This is a genomic window from Hornefia porci (assembly GCF_001940235.1).
In the GTDB taxonomy this organism is placed as follows: Bacteria; Bacillota; Clostridia; order Peptostreptococcales; family Anaerovoracaceae; genus Aminicella; species Aminicella porci.
Map to the genome: position 1 here is coordinate 1,921,653 of NZ_MJIE01000001.1, position 25,549 is coordinate 1,947,201.

Here is a 25,549-nt window from a genome sequence, read left to right on the forward strand (position 1 = left end):
ATGTGCGGCGGGACGCGGCGTTGCGAGAGCCGTTTATATATTGAGATATTGCCGATTGTAATGGTTGAGAAAGAGAGTGAGAATATCTTGACAGGCGATAATAAAAGAAGGACAATCTTAACAGACAGACAGACAGACAGACAGACAGACAGACAGACAGACAGACAGACAGACAGACAGACAGACAGACAGACAGACAGACAGACAGACAGACAGACAGACAGACAGACAGACAGACAGACAGACAGACACTGTCTTTTTGCTATAGAATAATTCACGAAGCGATAACGGAAGAGTCAGACCGGGAAGGGAGTAACCGCCGCAGATGCGGACGGAGACTTCCTTTTTTTGCGTGTCTTTATGCGTCTGCCCGCGGCAATGTGAGGCGTGCGGACGGAAGATGCGCGGCCGCGTGAGGATGCGGCTGCGGCAAAGGCTGATGTGGTATTTTGACAGATACCGCGGCGGGATGCTCTGAAACAGCGGAGACATCGCGCTGATGAATTGTTAAGAACGGTAATCGGGGGATTGCCGTTTTTCCGGTATGTACCCGCTGCTCGGGGGAGCAGGGGGCGTCCGGGAGTTTTGATACGTTACTGCAGGTTGAGAGAGGAGCAAACTGTGAGAAGAGTGAAAAGAGTATGGCTGACAGTATTGTGCTGTGTTTTTCTGGTGACGATGTTCGGCGTCGGAAATATTTCTGCGGCGGACAGTTTCACGCCGCCGGAGGGAAAGCGTCTGACGGCGCTGAAGGAATATCCGATAGCTCCGGGAATAAAGGAGCAGCATATTACCATGGTTGACAGCAAGGGCAATAACCAGATTGAAGGTTATGCGGCAGTTGTCAATCTGAAAAACAAAGATACCGGTATCCTTGCGGGCTATAAGGATTATGACACGTCCGGGAGATGGGGAATGCAGACCGTGCGCGATCAGGCGGCGTCTGCCCAGCGCAAACTCGGCGGGGATAAAAATATCGTCGCTGCAACAAACGGCGACTATTTCAATATGTCCACAGGCGAGCCGAACGGCGCGCTCGTGATGGGCGGAAAAGTCGTCAGAGAGGCGGGATATGAATATTACTTCGCCATCCTGAAGGACGGAACCGCCGCGATCCGGGATCCCGGAACCCCGATGGACGATGTTGAAGAGGCGATCGGCGCACCGATTAAGCTGGTGCACGACGGAAAACTGTATTTCAGAGATGAAAACGATCACTGGGATCAGGACACATCGCTGATGCCCCGTAATTCCATCGGTATCAGAGAGGACGGAACGGTCGTCATCTTTGGAGCAGACGGCAGACAGGCCCCCAAATCTGTCGGAATGACATTGAAAGAAGTCGCACAGACGATGATTAATATGGGATGCAGGGAGGTTCTCTACCTTGACGGCGGAGGTTCCTATACCTATGCCAGTAAATCTGAAGGAACAAAGGAGCTGACAGTGAAGAACAGCCCTTCGGACGGAAATGAGCGGAAAGTTTCATCGTCGCTGTTCGTGTATTCTACAGCGAAGGCGACAGGCGAATTTGATCACGCTTCCGTTTCTCCGGATAACGAGATCTACACGCCGGGCTCCACAGTGAAATTCAAGGCTGTCGGGGTTGACAGCGCCGGAGGCTCGGCGCCCCTGCCGGCGGATGCCAGGTTCGCGCTGAAGGATGCGTCGATGGGCTCCATCACGGAGGACGGCGAGTTCAAGGCCGGCGATAAGACCGGAGCTGTAAGCGTACAGCTGAAATCCGGAGACAAGGTTGTGGGTGAAACTTCGATTGAGATCCGGAATCCGGATTCCATCTCCTTCACCAACGAAGAGATTACTATGGCCTTCGAAGAGGAATCGGATCTGGGACTTGCCGTCAGGTATCAGGGCAGGCAGATCCATTACCATGACGGTGATTTCAAGTGGACGATTTCAGATGTAAAGGACGCTGATAAGAAGGACGTCGACAATCCGGAGGAACTGGGAAGCTTTAAGGGGAACAAATTTACATCATCCGACGGTAAAACCCTTTACGGGACAATTACCTGTGCTTCAAAAAGAGACGAGGCGGTGAAGGGAAGCATAAACGTTATTGTAGGTCTTCAGCCGTCGGTTGTCATGGACTTCGAGAACCATAAGGATTCGGAGGGAAATGAAATTCCGGCAGAAAAATACTGGGATTTCAATCGCGCCAGCTTCGAACCGGGCGGCGGAACCATTCTCGCTCTGTGGGACAGAGAGGGGAACTGGCTGGATAAGGCCACCGCGAGAATGCTGTACGGCCATTATGTGAACGGCGTGGATCCTGTAAATAAAACGGAAAGCTCCCGCGGCGGAAAGGAATCTGCGGAAATCGTCAACATTGCCAGCGGCGAGCCGGTGAAGAAGGGCAATAACTCGCTGAAGATAAACTATGATTTCCGAGAGGCGAACGGCACGGAGGGCGCCTGTGTGGGATTCTCATCTCAGACCCAGGAGATCCCGGGAAATCCTACCGCAATCGGGATGTATGTGTACTGTCCGGAGGGGACGCCCAATCTCTGGCTGAGACTGCGTGTGAAAGACGGAAGTGACGTTGTGCAGACTGTGAATTTTACGGAAATAGGATGCTCCAAAGTTGATGCGGACAAGCTGGGCGGTCTGGACTGGACCGGCTGGAAATATGTTGAGGCCAAGCTCCCCGGCAAAGGCCCGTATAAACTGATCGGAGGAGAGACGATCCGCGTAATGTACCTTCTTAACGGCAGCGGGAACTTCAGGATGGAAAACGGCCATATCGTTCAGATTCCCAGGAACGAGGTCAAGGGCTCCCTTTACTTCGATGATCTTCAGTTCGTCTACGGCGCCAATACCACAGACAACGACAACCCGGTCATCGGACGGATCACCGCGGACGGTCAGGAACTTAAAGAGGACACTGTCGTAAAGTCCAATGATGTGAATTTTGAAATCAATGTGTCGGATGTCCAGAACAAATATACTTCCGGCGTTGATTATGACACAAAAAATATCTGGATAGACGGAAAAAATATTACGGATAAGGCGATCGCAGACAACCGCTTTGCGCATGATGAGAGCAAGGAAGCGTTGTTCCTGTACAAGCAGCACCTGTCCAACGGGGAGCATTCTGTCAAGGTTCTGATCCGTGACAAGGAGGGTAATGAGGCGGTAAAGTCTGTTTCCTTCAGCGTTGACGGCAGTGAGACAGATAAACCGAAGGTGAAGACGGGCTTCGACGATGGAAAGGTCTACGTCGGGGAGAAGGCCGGAATAAGCCTGAAATCCGATAAGACGGACGCGATACAGAAGGTTACAGCGGAAATAAAACTCGGTAAGGACTATTCTGACTATAATGTGGAGTATGCCGAAGGCTTTGAGGAAAACGCTGAGCCGAAATACAGTCCGAAGACCGGTATTCTTACCGTTTCTGCGAAGCGGAAGGAGGGGAGCGCTCCGTCCGCTGACGGAAAAATAGCGACTGCGTATGTCAGAGTTCCCCTTTCCGTAACAAAGGGAACGTCGATGGGCTTCTCAATCCCGTCAGGGGAATTTGAATACAAGGATGAGTCAGGTGAAATCCACGAGTCATCTTTTGTCCGCAAGACGCAGGAGGCGGAGATCGGCGCCCGATATACGATCAGCGCGGATAACACTGTTGCGGGCATGGATACGACCTTCATCGTAAAGACGGAAGCGGGAAAGTCCGCGAAGAACGTCGGCATCTATCTGAGCGACGATCAGAAAATCGGCGAGACAGATCTGAACGGGAAATTTGCCACGGATAAATTCCGCAGCGCGCAGAAATACGCAGTCTACGCGAAGGATGAAAAAGGCGGATATTCCTTTGTTCTCCACTCCGCAAGCAACGGCGCGGGTGCAAACGAGGACGGAACGCCGTCATACATTCAGCTGAACGCCGCGAAGAATTCGGAAACGACGAAGAACATCACCTGGATGTCCCGTCCGGGCGCTGCGGAAAAGGCGGCGGTCGTGAAGCTTGCGCTGAAGAAGGATTATGATACAGATAAGGAAAAGGCGTTCAGGGAATACAAGGGAACTGTGGAGCTCCTGAACTTCAACGGCTCCTCTGAAAATGCGGACAACAGGGCCGTATATCTGAACACGGTGGAACTGAACGGATTGAAGCCTGATACCGATTACGTCTACATGGCGGGTGACGGAGACGAGCACTGGTCAGAGGTCAGAAGCTTCTCCACGGCATATAACGGGGAAAAGACGAACTTCTTCATTCTGGGCGACACACAGACTGAAGATGTATCTCTGGAAAACATCATGACGGAGCTGGCGAAGAAGAAGTACGCCTTCGGAATTCAGACCGGCGACTTTGTCGAGAAGGCAGATCTGTACGGAGACTGGACAGGAATCCTGAAACTGTTTGATCGGGAGCCGTTCAGCAGCACAGACATGATTCATGTTACAGGAAACCATGAGCTGTACGGCGACACCACCGGAAACATCCAGAAGAGCCTGTTCAATATCGAAAGCCAGCGGCACTACTCGGTGCAGTACGGGAACGTGTATGTTGCGGTGCTCGGATTCTCGTCGCAGGAGAAGGATGCGAAGGAATACGCGGAGTGGCTGGTATCGGATGCGTCAAAGAGCAAGGCGAAGTGGAAGATTGTGGTATCGCACCAGCCACCTTATGGAACAAATGAAACAACGGACGACTGCGCGGCGTTTACAAAGTATCTGCCTAAGGCGTGTGAAAAGGCCGGGATTGACTTCATGTTCTCCGGACATGACCACTCGCTTGTGAGAACTAACCCGACGACAGACGGCAGGACCGATGAGGCTAATGGAGTCGTGTACTACGTCTGCGGTTCTACCGGAGGGAAGTCATATACTCCGTCTAACAGCAGAGGCTTCAACTTCGCGGTGGATCCGACGAATGATTATGACGGAATCTATCTGACCGCAGAGGCGACGGACAGCGAGTTCAGAGTCAAAGTCCATGAGGCGAACGGAAGCGAGCTGGAGAAGTATTCTTACACGAAGAAGAAGGAAACCTGTGAAAACGGACTGCATGAGTGGTACTGTGCCGACGATGAACATCTGATCTGCGGGAAATGCGGAATGACCAGAAAGATCACAGCAGACTTTTCGGGAAAGGTCATTGATCGGAAGAGCGGACTGGTGAGGTACCTGCAGGACGGTAAATTCGAAAAGAACAGATGGCTTACAGACGGTGATGAGAGCTATTATATCGGAGCAGACGGTTATGCTGTGACCGGAACCGTTACCATCGACGGAAAGAAGTACACATTCAACAGACACGGCGTGTTCGTGAAGGGAAGCTTTGTGAAGGAGACCGTCACGCTGAAGAACGGAAAACAGAAAGACATCATCCGCTATTATGAAGCGGGAGGCAATGCGGCGAAGCGCTGGAGAGTAATTGACGGTGATTTCTATTACTTCAGAAAAGCGAGCGCCAACAGCACTGAAGAAACAAATCCGGATGACGGCGAGATGCTTGCGGGCGGAAAATTCAAGATCAGGACTCCGGGAAAGAATACGATAAGAGAATTCGTGTTCGATCAGAACGGCGTCCTCACACGCGGAGCCTTTGAGTCAGAAACAGACACGAAGGGGAAACTCGTGGGCACCAGGTATTACTGGGGTGATGAGTATGTCAGAAAGAGCACCGTCGTCGATGGCGTCCGGTACGACTTCGATCCGGACACGGGATATATGGCGGTGAAGGATATTTCAAAATGCAGTATCGCACCGATTGTCGACCAGCTGTATACGGGAGCCGCACTGAAGCCGGAGGTTGAGATCACAGACGGAAGCCAGAAGCTGAAGTCGGGAACGAACTTTAAGGTCACATACAGTGAGAACACCCGGATCGGAAAGGCGGCAGTGACGATTAAGGGAATTCCGTCGAGAGGTTACAAAGGAACGGTCCGGACGGAGTTCAGCATCGTGTCGAAGCCGAAGAAGCCCGGGAAGACATCCATCACATCGGTTAAAAACATTAAAAAGAAATCGATTGAAATCAGATGGAAGTCGGTAAAGGGCGCGGCAGGCTACAAGGTGTACCGCGCGACTTCAAAGAAAGGCAAGTTCAGGCTTGTGAAAACCACGAAGTCGAGAAGCTGGAAAAATACAAAGCTGAAGAAAGGAAAAACCTATTATTATAAGGTCAGAGCCTACAGCAAGGCCGCAGGAAAGACCGTATACGGATCATATTCTTCCGTAAAAAGCAAAAAAGTAAAGAAATAGTTCAGCAGTGCATCAGAACAAGGATGCGGAGATGAGGACAGACATGAGACAGATGAGAAGATCCCTGATGCTGACGCTGGTGCTTGCCGTATTAATTGCGGCAGGCATCGGCGGTTTATGTATCACATATGCGGCAGATAGCGGCGGAGCCTCCTTCAGGGAAGAGTATGCGTCGCCCGGAGACAGTCTTCACGTGGTATACAATGGGACCTCCGGTGAGGATATCAGTTACAGGTGGTATATGGATGACCAGAAGATCAGCTGCACAGGGAACACATATTGCGTGACCTCCGACGATATGGAGAAGGTGATACGCGCAGAGGTCTGGGAAGGCGGAAAAAAGGTTTCCGACTGTTCCATTATCTGCAGTGTGCTTCCGGTCGTCTATATTAACACGCAGGAAGGAAAAGACATTACTTCGAGAGAAGAATACCTGCCGGCTGAGATGAACATCCAGGGCTGTGAAAAATACAATCGGACGAATACGGATCTGTATACCGGAAAAATTGAAATCAAGGGCCGCGGGCATTCCACCTGGAAACGCTTCGACAAGAAGCCGTACAAAATCAAACTGGACAAAAAAACGAACCTGTTCGGTATGGGGAAAAACAAGCACTGGGTTCTGCTGGCCAATTATATCGACGAGAGCGGAATGCGGAACATGCTTTCCTCGTACTATGGTAAGAATCTCGGAACCACGGCGATGGACGGCCTCTGGGTCGACGTCGTCCTCAACGGGAAATTTATCGGAATGTATCAGCTGGCCGAGCACGTCCGTGTGGATAAGAACAGAGTGGATATTTATGACTGGGAGGGCGCTGCCGGCGATATTGCCAAGGCGTTCGCGAAGAAAAACGGCCTGTCGAAGGATGAGGAGGACGCTCTGGGAGATCAGCTGGAGCAGGATGTTTCCTGGATCACGACGGACAGATTCCGTTACGGGGGGAACGAATACAGCGCCTCTGATTATTACAGCAGACCGGAATCCGCAAACGGAGGATGCCTGTTTGAAATCGACGCCGATCCGGAAAAGACGCCGGGCTTTTATACCGACAGGAATGTTCCGGTGAATTTTGACACCCCGGAATTCGCGACTTCAGGCAGCACATTTTCTTCCATGATGAGAAATTCTGTCCAGAAGCTGGAGGACGCGTTTTACAGTCCGGATCAGTGTGTGAAGGACATCGGGAGCGGTCGCCTGTCGTATGTGGACATCTGTGATGCGGACAGCCTGGTATCATTCTGGATGGCTTCCGAATTCATGAGGAACGAGATCGGAGCGAAGAGCACGTTCTTTTATAAGGATATCGACCGGCCGATCTGCTTTGGTCCGATATGGGATTTCGACTGGAGTTCAGATTCTGTGGCTCCCTTCGGAACATCAGGTGCCAGGAGCTGGGTCACAAAGGATCGTCCGTGGTTCGCGGAGGCGAAGAAGAGCGCCTACTTCGCCGTCAAGGCGAGGGAACTGTTCCGGGACAAGGAAGACATGCTCCGGGAATCGGTTCAGAACGGCGGCACTGTTGACCGGTGGCATGATTACATTCGTCAGCCGGCGCTGAAGAATGAGAGTATATGGAAATATTCCAGAGGCTTTGAAGCAGATACGTCCGCGCTGAAGTCCTGGATACAGAAAAGAATCAGCTGGATGGATGAGCAGTTCGCGACGGATCAGAGCGCGATGAAATCGCTGGGTGTTCCTTTGTCCGACAGGCTCAGCATCACCCTTTCCGGCGAGGATGTGGAGCATATCGCGGATCAGGCCTATGAGACAAAGACATCTCCGGCGAAGACGATACGCGCGGCGGTCAGCATCCGGGATAATTCATACGCAAGCCTGAATTATTATATTAACGGAAGATATATCGGCAGCGTGAAGCTGGACGGAGAAAGCGAAATTCCTCTGATCCTGGACGAGAGCCTGTTCACAGAAAAGCAGGGAAAGAAGAATGTGATCAGTGTCTGGCTGAAGACCGGTGACGGACAGTTTGCGGAGCAGCAGTACTGTACTCTGAAATTCACGCAGGGTGAAGAGCAATACTGTGATGTTGTGCTGAATGAGCACGGCTCATCCCGCGTCATAAAGACGGCTTCAGGGAAAAAGTTCCGACTGCCGAAGGTGGCGGCGGACAGCTCTATGCTGTTTACCGGCTGGAGGAAAGAGGGAAGTGATCAGGACATCTCCCCGGGAGAAAAGCTTTCGATTACTTCACGGACCGTGTTAAACGCACACTTTGCGGAATGCAGGGACGGCGATGTCTATCATGACTGGGAGGCGTCCGGCGACGGTTACAAATGCAGAAAATGCGGTCTGACAAAGGAGGACGATAAGGAATATGTGGACATTGCGGATTGTGATGTCACACAGAGCAGCCGTTACGGGACACAGTACACCGGACGTGCGGTCGCTCCCGTAATCACCGTCTCCTATTGCGGGCGGATACTGACAGAAGGCAGGGACTACAGACTGAACATCACCAATAATGTGAACATCGGCTTCGCTACCTACAAAATCAGTGGGATCCGCTCGGCGGGCTTTGATGGAACCGCAGAGCTGAGCTATCGCATCGTTCACAGGAAAATCCGTACGGTCTCCTGTGAACTTTCGGAGACGCTGTATAAATATGACGGAAAAGAAAAGACTCCGGGGGTGCATCTGTCCTACAGCGGAATCGCTTTGAAGCAGAACAGGGATTATACCGTCTCATACCTCGACAACAAAAAAGCCGGAACTGCGACTGTCGTGATTACAGGAAAAGGCAATTTCACGGGCGAAAAGAAGGTTACCTTCAGGATTTCAAAGGACATTAAACCGAGAAAAACCTCACTGAAGAGTCTGAAGGCCAAGAGCGGCAGAAAGATAGCCGTGGTATGGAAGAAGCAGACAGCGAATACCGGGGGATATCAGATACGGTATGCCGCGAATAAGAAGTTCAAATCAGCGAAATATGTGAAGGTGAAGGGCAGTAAGAATACGTCGAAAACGATCAGGGTCAGGAAATCACGAACGAAATATTACGTTGAAGTCAGAACGTACGTGAAGGTCGGCAAGAAAACGTATTATTCCTCCTGGTCGAAGGCGAAAACCGTCCGGACAAAGAAATAAAACAGAAGAAGTGTCAGGAGAGGTGCTTCTATAAAGACGAAAAGCGATATTTTACTATACTCGGATACACCTTGGAAATTGTACATCCCAGGGTGTATCTGTTTTACTGCATCAGAAACAGAGCCGGGCATCCGGAGACAAATTGCCCGTTCAATTTGCGTTTAGATGAACATTTAAACAAATGATGAACACAAGCTCGAATTTTCGGTGGATTTTTTGCCGCGGCATGTTATAATGGTTATAGGTTCTTTTTATATCAAGTGTGTGACGGATTGCGGCGCTGCGAGCGCTGCTGATATATTGATATTGCCGATTGTAATGGTTGAGAAAGAGAGTGAGAATATCTTGACAGGCGATAATAAAAGAAGGACAATCTTAACAGACAGACAGACAGACAGACAGACAGACAGACAGACAGACAGACAGACAGACAGACAGACAGACAGACAGACAGACAGACAGACAGACAGACAGACAGACAGACAGACAGACAGACAGACAGACAGACAGACAGACAGACACTGTCTTTTTGCTGCGGAATAATTCACGAAGCGATAACAGAAGCTTCAGATGTAAGGGGGAGTGAGCGCTGCGGATGCGGGCGTCTGACTTCTTTTTTGCATGCCTTTGCGGAGCCGGCCGGGAGCTGACGCCGGAATCCGCATTCAAACAAACGGTAAAAGCGATATTTAATTATATACGGATACGCCCTGGAGCCTGTACGCCCCAAGGCGTATCTTAATGTGTGCGTTGCGGAGAGGAGATGTATGCTCTAAGTGACTTCTTAATCATGTTTTTTGTCATGGTTAGTGGAGCAGTCACTTAGAGCATTTCCATTTCAGGAGATACAGCCATGAGAAACGAGAAAATCACCCCTCTGTATGAGCGTTTGAGCCGCGATGATGAGTTACAGGGCGAAAGTAACTCCATATCGAACCAGAAAAAGATGTTAGAGGACTATGCCTGCCGGAACGGGCTGCCGAACCTCACCCACTTCACCGATGACGGCGTATCGGGAGCCCGCTTTGATCGCCATCAACGACGGCGTGGATAGTCTGAAAGGCGACGACGATTTTACCCCGTTCCGCAACATTATGAACGAGTTTATCCGCACCGTCCAGGAAACGCAGGACGCCCAGCAGCGCCACGACCTGTTCCAGCAATTCGATTTTCAGGCCGCGCTTGATTGCCCGCTTGTAGTCCTTTTTGAAGGCGGTCGTGTACTTGACGGTGTACTTTGTTTTCCTCATTTTTTCAGGTCGGCAAACAACTCGTCAAGGTCTTTGTAGCCCTTTACAGACGGGTCTTTTGCAATCCTTTCCGCTTCCAGCATGGCAGCAATCGTTTCCTTATTGGGCTGTTCCAGCTTCACTTCAAAGGGAATACCGCCCTCACGAAGCGACTGGCGCACGAAGATATTGAACGCCGTGGATAAATTCATGCCGAGTTCCGCAAACAGGGCATCGGCCTGTGCCTTCAAATCCGCGTCCATGCGGATGCTGATGTTTGTGGTATTTCCAGCCATATCATCAACCCCTTTCTGCTGGTACTTTTAGTATATGCCATTTGCACGAAGAAAACAATACTTTGCACGAATATTTAACAGTAAATCCATTGGAGGAGGTCGCTGTATGAAACAGATTATTTTGTCCGTCACTGTCTACCTGAATGTCCGACTGCCCCTTGCCCTCTTGCAGCCGGAACCGGCAGACGCGCCCACCGGCCCGGAGCCGGAGGCCCATGCCTGCCAGGGCCGCGGTGGGTGCGGGCGGCGGTGCTGCCGCTGGCCAGGAAAATTGCAGCTTTTTCGTGAATTTGATTAAAAAGTCCTTGACAACTAGTTTCGGGCGGTAAGGAATTCGAGTTTTTTCACACACATGAGTAATTTTTGTGGTATACTAAAACACATTGTAAAAACCAAATTACGAGGCATTTATGAAGAAACTGAGACGATGTGCGATAGTAGTTCTGGGGCTGGTTGCTGCAATCACGACCCTGAGCATATCGACGGTTTTCGCAGACACGTCCGTCGTGGATACCACGGATGCGAAGTACAGTTATGCGGATCTGACCGCAGATGCCAAGGCGCTGGCGAAGAAATACAGCGATCGGTGCAGGCTGTCTTCCCTGGGAAAGTCCTGGGACGGAAGAAATATATGGTGTCTGCGGATCGGCAGCGATAATGCCAGCAGGCAGATCGTGGTCTTTGCCTGTGTCCACGCCCGGGAATATATCAACGGGCCGGTCGCGATGGCAATGGCAGAGGAATATTGTAAGAACTACACAACGAAAAAAGTAAACGGGAGAACGTACAAGGACATTTTTTCTCATACGCAGCTCTATATCGTGCCGATGGTGAATCCTGACGGCGTAATGATCGCGCAGGAGGGACTGGATTCCATACGGGACAAAACGCTGCGGGAGAAGGCGGAAACCTATCCGGTCAGCGGCGGATACTACAACTGGAAGGCAAACGCCCGGGGCGTGGACATCAATCGGAATTTTGAATCCGGGTTCAATGATACGACGAACAAAAATACGGTGCGCAGCAGTGAGCGCTACGGAGGAACCGAGCCCTATACGGAGAAGGAAACCATGGCGATGGTGAATCTGGTGAAGGATCTGAACTGTCAGGCGGTCATCAACCTTCATACCATGGGGCAGGTGTATTACTGGGGCTACACGGATCAGACGAAGGAAGCAGAGGAGCGCCTGGTGAAAATCGTGTCGGAGGAAGCCGGCTATACCGGACAGCTGGAGACCGGAAACGGAGACGGTGATGCGGAGCACTACTTCAGAAATATCACTCATACGCCCTATGTGTGTATTGAGAACGCAACGGGAGGTTATCCCAACGATCACAGCCAGTTCACATCAATCTACGAAAAAAATGTGAACATTCCGGTGCGGACTGCGAACGCCTTCCGGGGAGAAATCGTTAAAAAAACAGACACATCCACGGAAACGTCGAAGGAAGGCGACACCGCGAAGAAGAAACTGAAATCTGCGGTGAGCCTGTGGCTGCTCCCGCCGTGGATTGCCCTCGTCATCGCGGTGGCCTGCGTCGCCAGTTATCTGATCTGGACCAGAATCATCGACCGGCCGGGACGCCACGACGCGCCGGAAAAGCGTAGGCGCAGAAGACCTGCTCCCCGGAGCACGCGAACTGAACATGACCGGAACAGCAGTAAAAAAGGCTGAGAGGCCCCGACTGTCCGCGCAGCTGCGAAAAATCATGCGGACGTCATGCGAACGTCATAGGAGGATTGAACATGCAGAAGCTATACCGAAAACAGGGACCCGATATCTACATTCATTTCAAGCCCCTTGTTTTGCTGCTTACGGCCGTCGCTTTGATCCTGCTGATTCTCATATACGCCAACGGCGTGATGACGAATCAGAAACAGGAGCGGCTTACGATGGAGAACCTCACGCAGAGGCAGGCGGTAGGGCTGGTGCTGCTGGATGAAGAGGCGGAGCTTCCGGGAACAAAGGAAGCCCGGGCGGTAGTCGATGAGTATGAACGCAAGCAGGAGATCAAACAGCAGAAATGGCTTGCCGCACAAAAGAAACGTGTCGCCGCCGCCAAGGCGGCCGCTAAGAAAAAGGCGGAAAAGAAGGCCCGGGAAGAGGAGCGGAAGAAAATTCTGCAGATCGCCAAAGCGAATACCCGCAGAACCTACTCCGGAACCTATAACGGCGCCGTGCTCTCCCGAAGCGCGGGAACCGTCATGGGTCCCTCCGGTAAGGAGACCTATTACAATCTGGATATGTCTACCTGCGTGCGCATCATGCGCGGGATGGGGTTCTCTGCATCGCAGTATCCGTACAAAGTCCGGTCCGACGGCGTCAAGACGCTGGGCGGCTATGTGATGTGCGCCGCCAATCTGAGCCTGCGGCCGAGAGGAAGCTATATCATGACTTCGCTGGGCGTCGGAATCGTAGTGGATACAGGCGGTTTCGCCAGCCGCAATCCGACACAGCTGGATATCTGTGTGAACTGGTGAAAATATCTGGTGTATGCCTGAGGTATTGTGCATGTCCGGGGAATCCCCGGACATTTTTTGTGCCTGCCGATCCCGAAATTTATTGCGCCTGCTGAGTCTGCGAAGGCTGCTGTTTGCGGAACATCGGTCTGCGCCGGAACTCTTCCGGAAGATGACTGTCTTCATTCCAGACGGTGATTGACGCGCGTTCGCCCGGACGGGGTCCGGCGTCCTGCGGACCGCCTGCCGCAGAGGCAGACGCCGCGCCGCCCGAAGGGGTTTCTGTGACTGAAGCGGTTTCCGCAGGGGTGAATACCTCCACCCGGTTCAGTCCCGCGTTGGAAATCGGGTGCTCCCAGATCTCGTCAATCGGGAGGTTGGCGATCCCCAGAAGCAGGGCGGACAGGCAGACCATATGAGATGCGATAAGTATCGTCTTCCCGGGATTGGCGTGGACGCATTCCCAGAACGCACGCGATGCGCGCTGCTGAACGTGCAGAAACGTTTCTCCGTCGGGAATCTGAACCTGACTGGGACGGCTGCTCCAGAGCTCGAGCTCCTTCGGATACCGGAGACGGATTTCCTCGGCGGTCAGGCCTTCCCATGCACCTGCGTTTTGTTCATGAAAATCGAACACCGGCTCCGGAGCGATTCTGCGATCCTGCAGGATGATGCGGGCCGTTTCCATAGCCCGGCGCAGCGGACTTGCGTATGCGGCGTCAATCACCGTGCCTTTCAGAGCGTCGCGGGCGCAGGACGCCTGGTATCGTCCTGTCTCGCTGAGAGGAATATCGCTCATTCCCTGGAATTTTCCTGCCCGGTTCCATTCTGTTTCGCCATGCCGGACTAAAATTATCGTTGTTTTCAATGAAGTCCCTTTCTTTGAAATCTGCTTTGTGTGAATAATTTCTGAGAAGTCCCTTGATTCGCTGCCGCGCGTGTCATGCCCGCAGTGCGCGGCGTGCGTCCTGCCTGTCGCATCCGTTGCCGCCTAAATCACGTAGAACCATGTGGAGTCCTGTTCCAGTTCCTTCTCTTCGGGTTTGTTTTTCGCGCCCAGCACCATCTCGTGAGTCTTGATGGTGACGGTGGAGTGCGGGGCGATAGATTTTGTTACAAAAGAGTTGCCGCCGATGACGGAGCCTTCGCCGATGACGGTGTTGCCGCCGAGGATGGAGGCCCCGGAGTACAGGGTCACATTGTCCTCGATCGTCGGATGACGCTTGCTTCCGTGAAGCTTGTGACCCTCCTTTGTGGACAGCGCTCCGATGGTCACGCCCTGATACACCTTGACGTGTTCGCCGATGATGGAGGTGGAGCCCACAACAATGCCGGTGGCGTGGTCGATGAAGAAGTATTTTCCGATGGTCGCGCCGGGATGGATGTCCACGCCGGTGACGCGGTGTGCATACTCAGTCATCATGCGGGGCAGCAGAGGAACCTTCAGCAGAAACAGCTCGTGCGCCATGCGGTAGATGGCTGTCGCCAGCAGCCCGGGATAAGCCAGGACGATCTCGTCCTTGCTGTCCGCCGCAGGGTCGCCGTCGAAGGTGGCCTGTATGTCTGTATTCAGGTATTCCCGCATTTTCGGGATCTTGCGGAAATAGTCCAGACAGATTTTCTGCGCCGCCCGCTTCCGGACGATCTTCTTGCTGTCCGAGTATTCCGGGTCGAACAGCAGCGCGACCTCAATCTGCTTCCGCAGGTCGTACATCACGTCTTCAATCAGGACGCTGAGCTTGATGTGCGTGCTGCGGGTGCGGTATTCCTTTTCGCGGTAATAACCGGGGAACAAAATCATCAGCAGCTCATGGATGATTTCTTCCACAATTTCCTGATCCGGCTGCTCGAATACATTCATGTTGTCGATGTCTCTGCCGTGGCTGTAATCTGCGAGAACCTCCTGAACGATATCGTCCATCTCTTTGTTCAGGGCGTCCTCGTCGATATCGCCGCCGCCGTCGCAGATCCGGCAGATATCTAGAACATCCAGATCCTTGATGTTTTTCACTGTCATTGCTGGTACCTTACTTTCCTGCTGTACGCGAGTCTCCCGTGCGGCCGCGGTGCGCGCCGTCTGACGCGATTCGCCGCATCGCGCGGCCGCGGTGCCGTGCCGTGTGCTGCATTGCCGCACCGTAAATTCCCGCATACGCCTTAAACGAAATAATCAGGACACAAATGCGCCTGACCGTGCATATACATTTTTATTTTATATCCCGTTTTCGCGTTGATAAAACAGGTTTGACAGGATTTCCGCCGAGTTATATAATCGGAAGATAAAGAACAGAAGAGCTGCCCGCGTAGGCTGCGTCCGGCGAAGTGGATAACAGGCCGGCGGCTCCGGGCGGCAACGTATGGAGGTGCACGCAATGAAAGAACACATTTCAAGGGAAGAGGCTCTGGAGCTTCTTCGGAAATATAATAAAGAGCCTTTCCACATCCGTCACGGACTGACGGTGGAGGGCGTCATGCGCTGGTATGCCGAGGAACTGGGATACGGCGAGGACAGAGACTTCTGGGGCATTGTCGGACTGCTTCACGATATCGACTTTGAGGAATATCCGCAGGAGCACTGTCTCAAAGCTCCGGAGCTTCTGAAGGAAGCCGGCGTGGACGAGGATATCATCCACGGCGTGGTGAGTCACGGCTATGATCTGACGGTGGATGTGAAGCCGGAGCACGAGATGGAGAAGGTTCTCTATGCGACGGACGAGCTGACGGGGCTGATCGGTGCTGTGGCGCTGATGCATCCGTCGAAGAGTGTGATGGATATGAAGGTGAAGTCGGTGCGGAAGAAGTTCAAGAATCTGAATTTCGCGGCCGGCTGCGACCGGGAGGTCATTCAGGCAGGCGCTGAGATGATGGGCGTAGAGCTGGATGAGCTTTTCGACAAAACCATACAGGCTATGCAGAGCTGCGAGGCCGCTGTGGATGCGGAAATGAAAGACCTCGGCCTCGAGGAATAAAGCCGGGCGGCCGCCATTTTTGCCGGGTCTGCGCCCGGGCGGCCGTCTTTCTGCTGCGTCTGCCCTGGCGGCGGCTGCGGACTCATCTGAAGAAGCGGTCAGCCCTGCCGGGAGCCGTACTCCTCAATTGCGGTCAGCTCAGGAATTGAAAACTGATAGGCTTTGTTGCAGAACCAGCATCGGACCTCGATGGACTCGCCGTCGGCGATGATTTCATCCAGGTCTTTTTTGTTCAGTGTGGCCAGAGCCCGGGAAACTCTCTCCTTAGAGCAGTCGCAGTGAAAGCGGCAGTCCCCGGTCTCAAATATATCGAGCCCCATGTCTCCGAGGATGTGCGTCAGAATTTCCTCCGGTCCCATGCCGCGCTCCAGCATCGCGGTTACCGGCTCCAGTTCCGCGACCCGGTTTTCCAGCGCGGAAACCGTCTCCTCATCGGCAAAGGGCATGAGCTGCAGAATGAATCCGCCCGCCTGAAGCACGGAGCAGTCGGTATCCACCTTCACGCCCAGCCCCACCGCGGAGGGTGTCTGCTCCGACATTGTAAAATAGTAGGCAAGATCGTCGCCGATTTCTCCGGTCTGAATCTCGCACTGTCCGCTGTAAGGATCCCGCAGTCCCAGATCCATGCTGACGCTGAGGATGCCGTGCCCGACGGCGGAGCCGACGTCAAGCTTTCCTTTGTACTTCCTCGGGATGTCCACCTGAGGATCCGCCACATATCCCTTGACATTGCCGGCGCTGTCCGCCGTGACGGTCATGTCGCCGATGGGGCCGTCGCACCGGTACTGGATGGTCAGAAGATCTCCGTCACCCTTCATCATAGAACCCATCATTGCTCCCGCCGACAAAAGTCTGCCCAGCGCTGCGGTGCAGACGGGTGACATGTGATGGATCCGGCGCGCTTCCTCCACCAGATCTGTGGAGCGAATGGCAAATGCCCGGATGCTGTTGTCTGCCGCGGTGGCCCGCGCGATGTAGTCGTTCATTGTAGTCCCTGCTTTCCTGTAATCTGTTCCGCCCTCTGCGGCTGCGTCAGTCTGTTTTTCTCTCATAATCCGGAACGTTTCCGGCATTTCTTTATTTCGATAATACCAGTATACCGAGAAGCGAGGGGATTTGCAACAGCATCTGAAGCCGGAGCTGCAGCCGGACCGTATCGGAACAGATGGCGCGGCCGGCTCTGCATCTGGACAGATGGCGCGACCGGACTGCATCTGCGGAGAGGGTTCGCGGACATATTGCGCCGTGAATTCACATAACCGACAAGGAACCGTCAGTTTACGCAGAAGAAACGACAACTAAACTACGGGAAAGCGTTCCCGGATCATCACATAAGACCTCTATACTTAAAACTGTCGAAGGGAGATGATAGACAGCAGACAACACCTCACAAACTCACAGATAAAACAATAATACTTTCTTTCAACACTTTCTTTCAAAACATTCTTTCTCACATAATAACTCATAAAAGAAAACCTGACAGACTCCGGCGGTGACAGAACGCCGGAGCCTGTTGGTTTTTGCGGCGGCCGGGAACAGCAGCTGCCCGGGCGGCCTTGGTGTCGCCGCTGCAGCCCGGTCGGGGAAAGGCCGGGGTGAAATCTAAATAATCTGCCAAAGGCGAAAAGCCTTGATTTTTTTTGCTGCGGTGATAAAATCGAGGCGTATAAGGAAAGGAAGTGCATTATTGTTATGAAAAAGGTGGTCGTTTGCGTGTGTCTGACGGCGTTTTTATTTGGCACGATGGAGGTTGCCCTGAAAACAGGGGGCGGAAACATGGATTCCGTACAGCTCACGTTCCTGCGGTTCATGATCGGCGGTCTGATTCTGGCGCCCTTCGGAATTGTGGAGGCAAGGAAGAACAGTCTTCGGATAACAAAAGGGGAGGCGGGCTGGCTGTTCCTGGTCGGCGTTATGGGGATTCCCGTGAGTATGCTCTGCTTTCAGCTGGGCGTCGAGAGATGCAACGCGGCGACGGCTGCGGCTCTGATCTGTCTGAATCCGCTGTTCACGATGGTCATCGCCCATCTGTTCACCTCTGAGAAAATGGACAGAGTGAAGAGCGCGGCCTTTGTAATCGGGCTGGCCGCGGCAGTGTTCATGATCCGGCCCTGGGACGTGCAGGAGGGAAATACGATTCCCGGAATCATCCTGATGCTCATCGCATCCGTGACCTTCGCGGCGTACACCGTCATGGGAAAACGCACCGTCGGCAGAATCGGAACGTTCGCGCAGACCAGCATCAGCTTCATCCTGGGATCGCTGGTGCTGCTGGCAGTTATCGCCGGTACCGGCCGCCCGGTCATGGACGGCGTGGCGGACAACTGGATGATCGTCGCATACTGCGGAATCTTCGTGACCGGCCTCGGCTATCTGTTCTATTTCATCGCGATTCGCTGCTCCGACGCGACGACGGGTTCCATCGCCTTCTTCATCAAGCCTGCAATTGCACCGTTTCTGGCCGTTCTCCTGCTGAACGAAACGGTTTACTGGAACACGATTGTCGGAATTGTCCTGCTGATTTCCGCATCGTTCCTGACGCTGTACGACGCCAGGCGCGGTCTGGCACGGGAAACCCTCGTCACGGTCAGCGACGAGGCGCTTCAGAAGCTGGAAGCCGAGAGCTCGGCGGCCAGGGCCAGAGGTTAACCGACCGTATCGATAACGCACTCTGTAAAGGACCGGGTGGCGGGCAAAGGCTCCTCGCCCGGTCTTTGTGCGATTCCGAGAGAACGGAACATGGGCGGATCCAGGGAGATGTTGATGGTGTCCGGAGGATAATTCTCCAGCATCAGGTCGCCGGCCAGCGTGACGCCCAGATGATGCTTGACCATCTGAATCGCAGTCATGTCATTTTTGCAGGTATACATGACGTTGAACTTGACTTTGTGGGAGGTGAAGGTCTCCGGCCACAGCTCGTCCGGCCGGGAAATCGCTCCGGTCGCGTAGGAGATGAAGGGATATTGGCTCATCTCCTCCAGCGTGATTTTGTCTTTCAGGGACAAAGGATGATTCTCCGGGACGACGGCGAAGACCTCGTCCCATACCAGAACCCGGGAAATGTAGCTCTTCTTCTCCGCCACCTCCATCAGAGCCAGATCGATGCGCCCGCTCATCAGCATGCGCTCCAGCTCCGGGGCCTCGTGCTCCAGCATGTTGATCTTGATATTCGGAAACTGCTGCGCGAAGATTTCCAGGATGCGCGGCATCCAGGCGGTGCTGATGCTGGAGAGGCACCCCACTGTAACAGTTCCGGTTTCCTTGCCGCTCATCCGGTCGCATTCCTGCCGGATCGTCCGCTCCCAGCGATGCTCCTCCCGCATGTACGGCAGCAGCGTCAGCCCGTTCTGCGTCAGATTGGCTCCTTTGTTGGTGCGTCGAAGAAGTCTGACGCCCAGTTCCCGCTCCAGAGAGTTGATCATCTGAGTGATTCCGGACTGCGTGTAGCCCATGCGTTCCGCGGCCTGTGTGATGCTGCCGGTCTCGGCGATGTTGATCAGCGCTTCATATTTTCGGTTATCCATGGCGCTCCCTCCGATATTAGAATCTGTAATTTCAAATATAAGAAAAAAACATTTTACTTATTATATGTGATATATTATCATAAGTCAAGGAAGAGAGGTAAGGTCTTCCATATAATGCCTTAAACGAATAATAATTACACTGGAAAGACGTCACAGAGCGATCCCCAATTCGCAACGTGACGGTTTTCTTTTTTTGACCAATGCGGCGGCCTGACGCAATCGCTTTGTTCATGAATAAAAACTGCCGCAGCATTTGATGCGGCAAGCCTGAATGGCATACAGGAAGCCCGCTCTGTATGAAGAACGTGGCTCCCTGTATAATAGAGTTGTTATTTTACCGCACGGTGTTTCTCCTGAAAGAATTCCGGCGTTACCTGACAGTGACAGTGACTCTGACGTAAACTCCGTTCTGCGCATAAGCGTAGACCGAGCAGGAGCCGGCTTTCACAGCTCTGATCTTCCCGGAGGAGCTTACTGTTGCGACCGACGGGTCAGAGGATTCGTACACCACTCCGCGATGCTTCCGGAATTTCAGTTTTTTCGACTGAAGTGTCTGCCTCGTGCTGACCTTGCAGGTCTGTCCGGGCTTCATGGACTTCAGTTTTTTTCTGATTGCGGAGGCGTTCTGCAGGGAGAGCTTTCCGGGATTGGTATACTTGCCTCCGTCTGTTGTGACATGAACAGTCAGCGATTTTGAGAGAATCCTGCCGCGGCTGTCCTTTGCGACAACGTACATCTTATAGTAAGTGCCTTTTCTGAGTTTCTTTCCGGAAATCCGGCTGACAGTCGTTTTCAGACCTCTTGTAGAGGTGACTTTTTTGTAGTTTTTCTTCCCGTCACATCTGCTTGCGTAGACAGTATAGCTGGCCGCTCCGGAGATTTTCTTCCATTGGAGACGGAGTGATTTTTTCGTCTGACTGAGGGATCTGGCCTGAAGCAGAGGCTTTTCTGCGGTTTCTTCCGGATTGGGTTTTACAGCGTCCTTTTTGCTCCATGCGGCCTTCAGCGTCAGGTCGTCCTCGATTATCGTATTGAAATCGAATTTGTTTCCTGCAGAATCATACCAGCCGGCGAAATTGTATCCGTCTTTTTCCGGCGCTGCCGGTGCGGCGATCTTTTGCCCTTTGCCGACCGTCACGGCGGCGATTTTAGAGCCTCCGTCGGAATCAAATGTGATGACAGCCGTTTTCGCAGTATAATCAGAGGTATAGAAGAACACCATCTCATCTCCGTCCTGCAGTTTCATTTCCCCGAGTGTTTTGTCGGTTAATTCGCCGTTGACTTTGTACATCCATCCGCTGTTGTCCCCGGCCTCCTTCTGAGCCAGAACTTTGCCGGAGGGCGTTGTTATGGCTGAGATGTAGCTGGAGCTTCCTGTATAGGAATACCCGTTTTCCTTTAATGCCTTTGTCAGAACATCGAAGGCGGAAGCGTTTTTCTTAACGGAAACCGTTCTCAGATTCAGGAGGGTTTCACCCTTCTGTCCGAGCAGACGGAAGGATACGGAAACTCCGGCGTCCGGATTGGGATCCGCACCTTTTTCGCCCCTGACCGTCATCGTCGCTTCTGCATGCTGACGATAGAGCCCGGCAAACAGCGACATTGCGTCTTTGTCACCGTCTTTTCGGGCTTTTACAAAGTATTTTCCGTAGACTTCATGTGTCAGATAACTGTCTACGGTGACCTCTGTATCGTATTCCGGTTTGCTGACAAGCAGGTTGGAATCGGCTATCACAGAGGGTTCGCTGGAGTTGAATCTGCGGTAGTCATTATCATTGCCGCCGTCAGGATTCTCCACATAGGTATCCGCACTGACGCCGGTCCGGGTTTTTTCATCGGCCCGGTATATGAAAGAGACTGAACCGTCATTGTCGGCGTTGATTTCCTGGAAACTCTGCAGATCTCCGGTGATGTTATCTTTCGCTGTATTATTGTTTCTTATTCCGTCCCAGTATCCGCTCACGGCTTTTTTCATTAATGCTTTAGCGGTTTCCAGTTCCTCTTGTGTCAGCGGCTGTACGGTGACGTCGATGTTTCTGGAGACTTTGACGCCGGTCGCCTTGTCTGTGATGGTTACCGTAATCGTGACTTTTACCGGAGGCTTTCCCGGAAGAGGCCGATAGACTTTGACGGATGCCGCATTGTTCAGGGGCTCGCCGTCCTTGTTCTTCCAGGGTTCAATCACGTCCTCGTTGCTGCTGGTGATCGTAACCGGCTGATATTTGCCATCGATCCTGAAATCTCTGGTCGTCGGGAACTGTATATTGTCTGTGACACGGTCGGTGTCCAGCGCCCTGCCTGTGGAAAAATCGGTGAGACCCGGATTCTCCATGCCCTTGTCCAGTTTTTCCTGAAGCTCGGCCTCCAATGCTTCGTTTGCGTTCTCAGAGGTTCCTTTGACAGTCACGGTGTAATCCTTTGTTACCGTGACAGCGTCCAGACTGTTGCATCGGATTGTTGCGGTCAGTCTGACCTCCTTGTCATAAGCCTTTGGGTTAACGGTCACCGCATACGGTGAATAATATGGGTAGTCCGGCGCGTCTCCCACCTTTACGACGGAAGAATCGTCCGATGTCCATGTGACCGTCGCCCAGCCGTTGAAGTTGTCGTACTGACTGTAATCAGGACTGGTTACGCCTTCTTTGACCGGATAACGCGGAAGCGTTGACAGTCCGCCCTTTGTGACCGGCTCTGACGGAAATGTTATGCGATCCAGTTCAGACTGCAGTACTTCTGAAACCTTTTTCTGATCCCACGGCATCAGAGTGTACATCTGTTTTTCAACGGTGATGCCGTCTCTGCTGAGCAGGAATGTCGTATAGAAATAATCGCCGTTGCCGGACATCGCGGGATTGAAGTAATAGTGGATCGTTCCATCTTTGTCGATGGAGGAATATCTTCCTTCGGATTTCTCCTTCACGGATATTGTAATGTTCTCGTATCCGGAATTTTTCAGCCGTGTGCGGATTATTTCGGTCGCATCGGTATCTGTTCCGAAGACAGGAGTCAGATTGCCGGTGAGCGAGGCTGCCGCGGTATTCAGAGATTCAGTGGTCTGAATCGCCTTTTCGGAATAGACCGTGAGAACAAAGTCTTTGCTCTGTGTGGAGTTGTCTGATGTGTCGGTGACGGTTGCCGTAATCGTAACGTTGACAGTACCCATCAGCGGCAGAGCGGTTACATCTCCGGTGTCGGATATGCAGTCAGTGTCACTGCTTTTATAAGATACTTTATACCCGTCGCCCTCTGTCGGCAGTTTCAGGGAACCTGTATTCCGGACGATGTCGTCCTCCGGAAGAGCTGTCCGGACAGATGTAAATGCCTTGTGGAATACAGTTTCCTCCCAGACGGCATACAGTGTCTGTCCGTAACCGTCACCGTAAGAGGCGTTCCAGATGTAGTCCTCTTCATCGTCATATGATTTCGACCAGTTGGACGGAGAACTGCTTGCGCACCATTTCACAAACTTATATCCGTCCCGGGTGAATGTGCATTTCGGAAGTCTTGCAGTTACGCCGTTCTCTACGGTCAGAGGCTCCATACTGCCTTCGCCGCCGTTGGCGCTGAAGGAAATTCTGTTCTGATAGTTGCGATAGTGTGCGTAAAGCCGGGTGTTTTCATTGAAAACAGTATCCGGATCAATTTTCTGACCTCCCTCTGCGGCGGTATACCAGCCGTCGAAGACCTTTCCGTCCAGGGATGCGGAGGGCAGAGAGCCGTAGGCAGTCCCTCTGTCGATGCTCTTGGAGGATACATAGCAGCTTCCGCCGTTGGCATCAAAGGTGAGAGTTACCGCCTGCGCCCAGTGGGCGTACAGGGTTTTCCCTTTCAGAGCGTCTTCCGCTGTAAATTTGTACTGACTGGTAATTGTGTACCCGCCTTCTGCCGCATCGAACCAGCCTTTGAAGTTCCAGCCGTCTCTCGTCGGGTCCTTCAGCTCGCTGTACTTTGCGGAAGACCCGGAGCTGATGTAGTTGTAGTTCGATCCTACGACTCCGGTTCGGGAGACCGTCCTGTTATCGGTGTCATAGTTCAGATCGACAGTAACGGCGACGTCATTTCCTGCCCAGACCGCGTACAGTGTCTGCACGTCGTCCTGTCTGCTTTTCAGGTTACTGACAGTCTGATCTTCTCCGTAGGTTTTTGAGGAGCCGGAAGTCCCCCAGCCGACAAAGGTATATCCGCTGCGGGTAAACCCGTTCTTCGGCAGAACAACTTCCTGATCATAGGTGGCTGTAATGGAGTCCATTGTTCCGGTTCCCCCGTTTGCATCGAAACGGACAGTATATGTGACCGGCGTCCATTTTGCTGTGTAGGTTACATCGCTTTTGATCACGGTGTCCTTCGTCAGCCGATCTTCTTTGTTATACCAGCCGCCGAAGGTATATCCTTTTCTGGTCGGATCCGCGGGCATCTTTGCGGTTCCGATTGCGGTGTTCCGGGCAACGTCAACGGAATCGGTGCTGCCGTTATTATCGAATATTACTGTATAAGCGTCATCCCATACGGCGTACAGATCGATGGAACTGTTCAGTGTAATGCCTGCACCGTCCGGATATTTCACTGTGCCGTCTGCGGATTCCGCCCATCCGGCAAAGACCTGCCCTGTTCTGGTGAACGTGTTGGTCTGCAGTGTGCCTTTGCCGCCGTAGATTTTCTGCTCAAGGGTTTCTGAACCGTTGTGGAAGGTGACGACTAAAGCCTCTCCCGCACTGAAATTGCGCAGATAGCAAGTATCGTCTCCACCGTCTCCGCTGCTGTCCTTTGAATAGGTAAAGACCATCGTATCGCCGGATTTGACGTCAGCCTCCGCTCCGGTCCAGTCGACTTCTCCGCTGGCGTCTTTCACCAGCGCTGTGCTGCCGTGCATGATGCTGAATTTATCATATTTCTTTTCTGAGGACACTTTGTACTCAAAAGAAATATGAGTGTCTGCCGTAAATGTCAGTGTCAGGGTACTCGTGGAGTAACTCTTACCGGCATTACCGGACTTCAGGATCTTGTCGGCAGTCGCCGTCCACTGTGTCGTTCCCGTTCCCGGGTTCGCCGTGACCGGCAGTCCTTCGAAAACGTCGCTGACGGACGTTGCCGCATATACGTCTGTCGTGCCGGTCATGAAAGAAAGTCCCGGCATGAAGGTTACGGTCATCAGTACCGCCAGGAGTAGAATTGTGATTCTGCTCCTGAGATTTCTTGTTTTCATTTTTTTCTTATCCTTTCCTCGATTAACCTGCCGGTTTTCGTTTTCCCTTTCTACACCTCCCTTTCCTTTTCGGAAAACAAAAAAACCGCCCTGAGGCAGCCTATGTATCGCAATGATCGCAGCAAATCCAAATCAATGCCGTCAACACACAACCATTGTTTCAAAACCAATAATAACATCAGAAAGTGCCGTATCTGCAGAACTTCGCGCCGCTATAACCCGAAGCTCTCTACGCTCGTTTCCCTGTCTGAATGGATGGACATACGTGCCTCAGGAATGAACCATCCAAGCCACTGCTCGTCTCCCGACTCATGCCCTGCGGCATTCACGGTTGCTGTGGACAGTAGGGGCTTTTCACCCCGTTTCCGTTAGCAGCGCTTTTATAATAACTTGTGAGGTAATTCTACCACGGTGTTATTTGCCTTTCAACACAAAATAAAAGTGTCCGCCTTCTTCGTTCAGGAACGACAGGAAGGTGAACACATTCTGGTTCAGGGGGGGTGCCCGGGCATATCATAATGCGCTGGCCGCAC

The 25,549-nt window shown here is 52.6% G+C and carries 13 protein-coding genes and 1 pseudogene; 8 read left to right on the forward strand and 6 right to left on the reverse strand.

Features of this window, described 5'->3' with window-relative positions:
- Positions 1-621: 621 nt before the first annotated feature.
- From BHK98_RS09040 to BHK98_RS09055, 3 genes and pseudogenes are all read left to right on the forward strand, one after another.
- Positions 622-6,228: a phosphodiester glycosidase family protein gene (locus tag BHK98_RS09040; protein WP_075713561.1), complete on the forward strand. Its 5,607-nt coding sequence runs from the start codon at positions 622-624 to the stop codon at positions 6,226-6,228.
- A gap of 43 nt (positions 6,229-6,271) precedes the next feature.
- A complete protein-coding gene (locus BHK98_RS09045) occupies positions 6,272-9,334 on the forward strand; it encodes a CotH kinase family protein (protein ID WP_075713563.1) in 3,063 nt (1,020 codons plus the stop codon).
- Between the two features lie 853 nt (positions 9,335-10,187).
- Positions 10,188-10,482: pseudogene (locus BHK98_RS09055) on the forward strand (recombinase family protein); the annotation flags it as partial.
- Positions 10,483-10,580: 98 nt separating this feature from the next.
- On the opposite strand, the gene BHK98_RS09065 reads toward BHK98_RS09055, so the two are convergent.
- Complete coding sequence (locus BHK98_RS09065; protein WP_075713569.1) at positions 10,581-10,859, reverse strand: type II toxin-antitoxin system RelB/DinJ family antitoxin; 279 nt, start codon at positions 10,857-10,859, stop codon at positions 10,581-10,583.
- A gap of 106 nt (positions 10,860-10,965) precedes the next feature.
- Between BHK98_RS09065 and BHK98_RS09070 the strand changes: the two genes are divergently transcribed.
- The 3 genes from BHK98_RS09070 (at position 10,966) to BHK98_RS09080 (ending at position 13,341) form a co-directional block, all read left to right on the forward strand.
- Entirely contained in the window at positions 10,966-11,157 is a 192-nt protein-coding gene (locus tag BHK98_RS09070) for a hypothetical protein (protein ID WP_075713571.1), read from the forward strand.
- A 112-nt stretch (positions 11,158-11,269) separates the two neighbouring features.
- The gene (locus tag BHK98_RS09075; RefSeq protein ID WP_075713573.1) at positions 11,270-12,535 is read left to right on the forward strand and encodes a M14 family zinc carboxypeptidase; all 1,266 of its coding nucleotides are present in this window, start codon (positions 11,270-11,272) and stop codon (positions 12,533-12,535) included.
- A gap of 71 nt (positions 12,536-12,606) precedes the next feature.
- Positions 12,607-13,341: a hypothetical protein gene (locus BHK98_RS09080; protein WP_075713575.1), complete on the forward strand. Its 735-nt coding sequence runs from the start codon at positions 12,607-12,609 to the stop codon at positions 13,339-13,341.
- Positions 13,342-13,420: 79 nt separating this feature from the next.
- On the opposite strand, the gene BHK98_RS09085 is transcribed toward BHK98_RS09080, so the two are convergent.
- Together BHK98_RS09085 and epsC are read right to left on the reverse strand one after the other, a co-directional pair.
- A complete protein-coding gene (locus BHK98_RS09085; RefSeq protein WP_075713577.1) occupies positions 13,421-14,188 on the reverse strand; it encodes a histidine phosphatase family protein in 768 nt (255 codons plus the stop codon).
- Between the two features lie 123 nt (positions 14,189-14,311).
- The gene (gene epsC, locus BHK98_RS09090; protein WP_083628205.1) at positions 14,312-15,337 is read right to left on the reverse strand and encodes a serine O-acetyltransferase EpsC; all 1,026 of its coding nucleotides are present in this window, start codon (positions 15,335-15,337) and stop codon (positions 14,312-14,314) included.
- Positions 15,338-15,692: 355 nt separating this feature from the next.
- On the opposite strand from epsC, the gene BHK98_RS09095 reads away from it, so the two are divergent.
- Positions 15,693-16,289, forward strand: a complete 597-nt coding sequence (locus BHK98_RS09095) for a hydrolase (protein WP_075713579.1) — start codon at positions 15,693-15,695, stop codon at positions 16,287-16,289.
- A 98-nt stretch (positions 16,290-16,387) separates the two neighbouring features.
- Here BHK98_RS09095 and hslO read toward each other — a convergent pair whose 3' ends face one another.
- The gene (gene hslO, locus BHK98_RS09100) at positions 16,388-17,341 is read right to left on the reverse strand and encodes an Hsp33 family molecular chaperone HslO (RefSeq protein WP_342718785.1); all 954 of its coding nucleotides are present in this window, start codon (positions 17,339-17,341) and stop codon (positions 16,388-16,390) included.
- Positions 17,342-17,981: 640 nt separating this feature from the next.
- On the opposite strand from hslO, the gene BHK98_RS09105 reads away from it, so the two are divergent.
- The gene (locus BHK98_RS09105; RefSeq protein ID WP_075713581.1) at positions 17,982-18,938 is read left to right on the forward strand and encodes a DMT family transporter; all 957 of its coding nucleotides are present in this window, start codon (positions 17,982-17,984) and stop codon (positions 18,936-18,938) included.
- Here BHK98_RS09105 and BHK98_RS09110 read toward each other — a convergent pair.
- Together BHK98_RS09110 and BHK98_RS09115 are read right to left on the reverse strand one after the other, a co-directional pair.
- A complete protein-coding gene (locus BHK98_RS09110) occupies positions 18,935-19,813 on the reverse strand; it encodes a LysR family transcriptional regulator (RefSeq protein ID WP_075713583.1) in 879 nt (292 codons plus the stop codon). The genes BHK98_RS09105 and BHK98_RS09110 overlap by 4 nt on opposite strands.
- A gap of 370 nt (positions 19,814-20,183) precedes the next feature.
- The gene (locus BHK98_RS09115; RefSeq protein ID WP_075713585.1) at positions 20,184-25,016 is read right to left on the reverse strand and encodes an InlB B-repeat-containing protein; all 4,833 of its coding nucleotides are present in this window, start codon (positions 25,014-25,016) and stop codon (positions 20,184-20,186) included.
- Positions 25,017-25,549 lie beyond the last annotated feature (533 nt).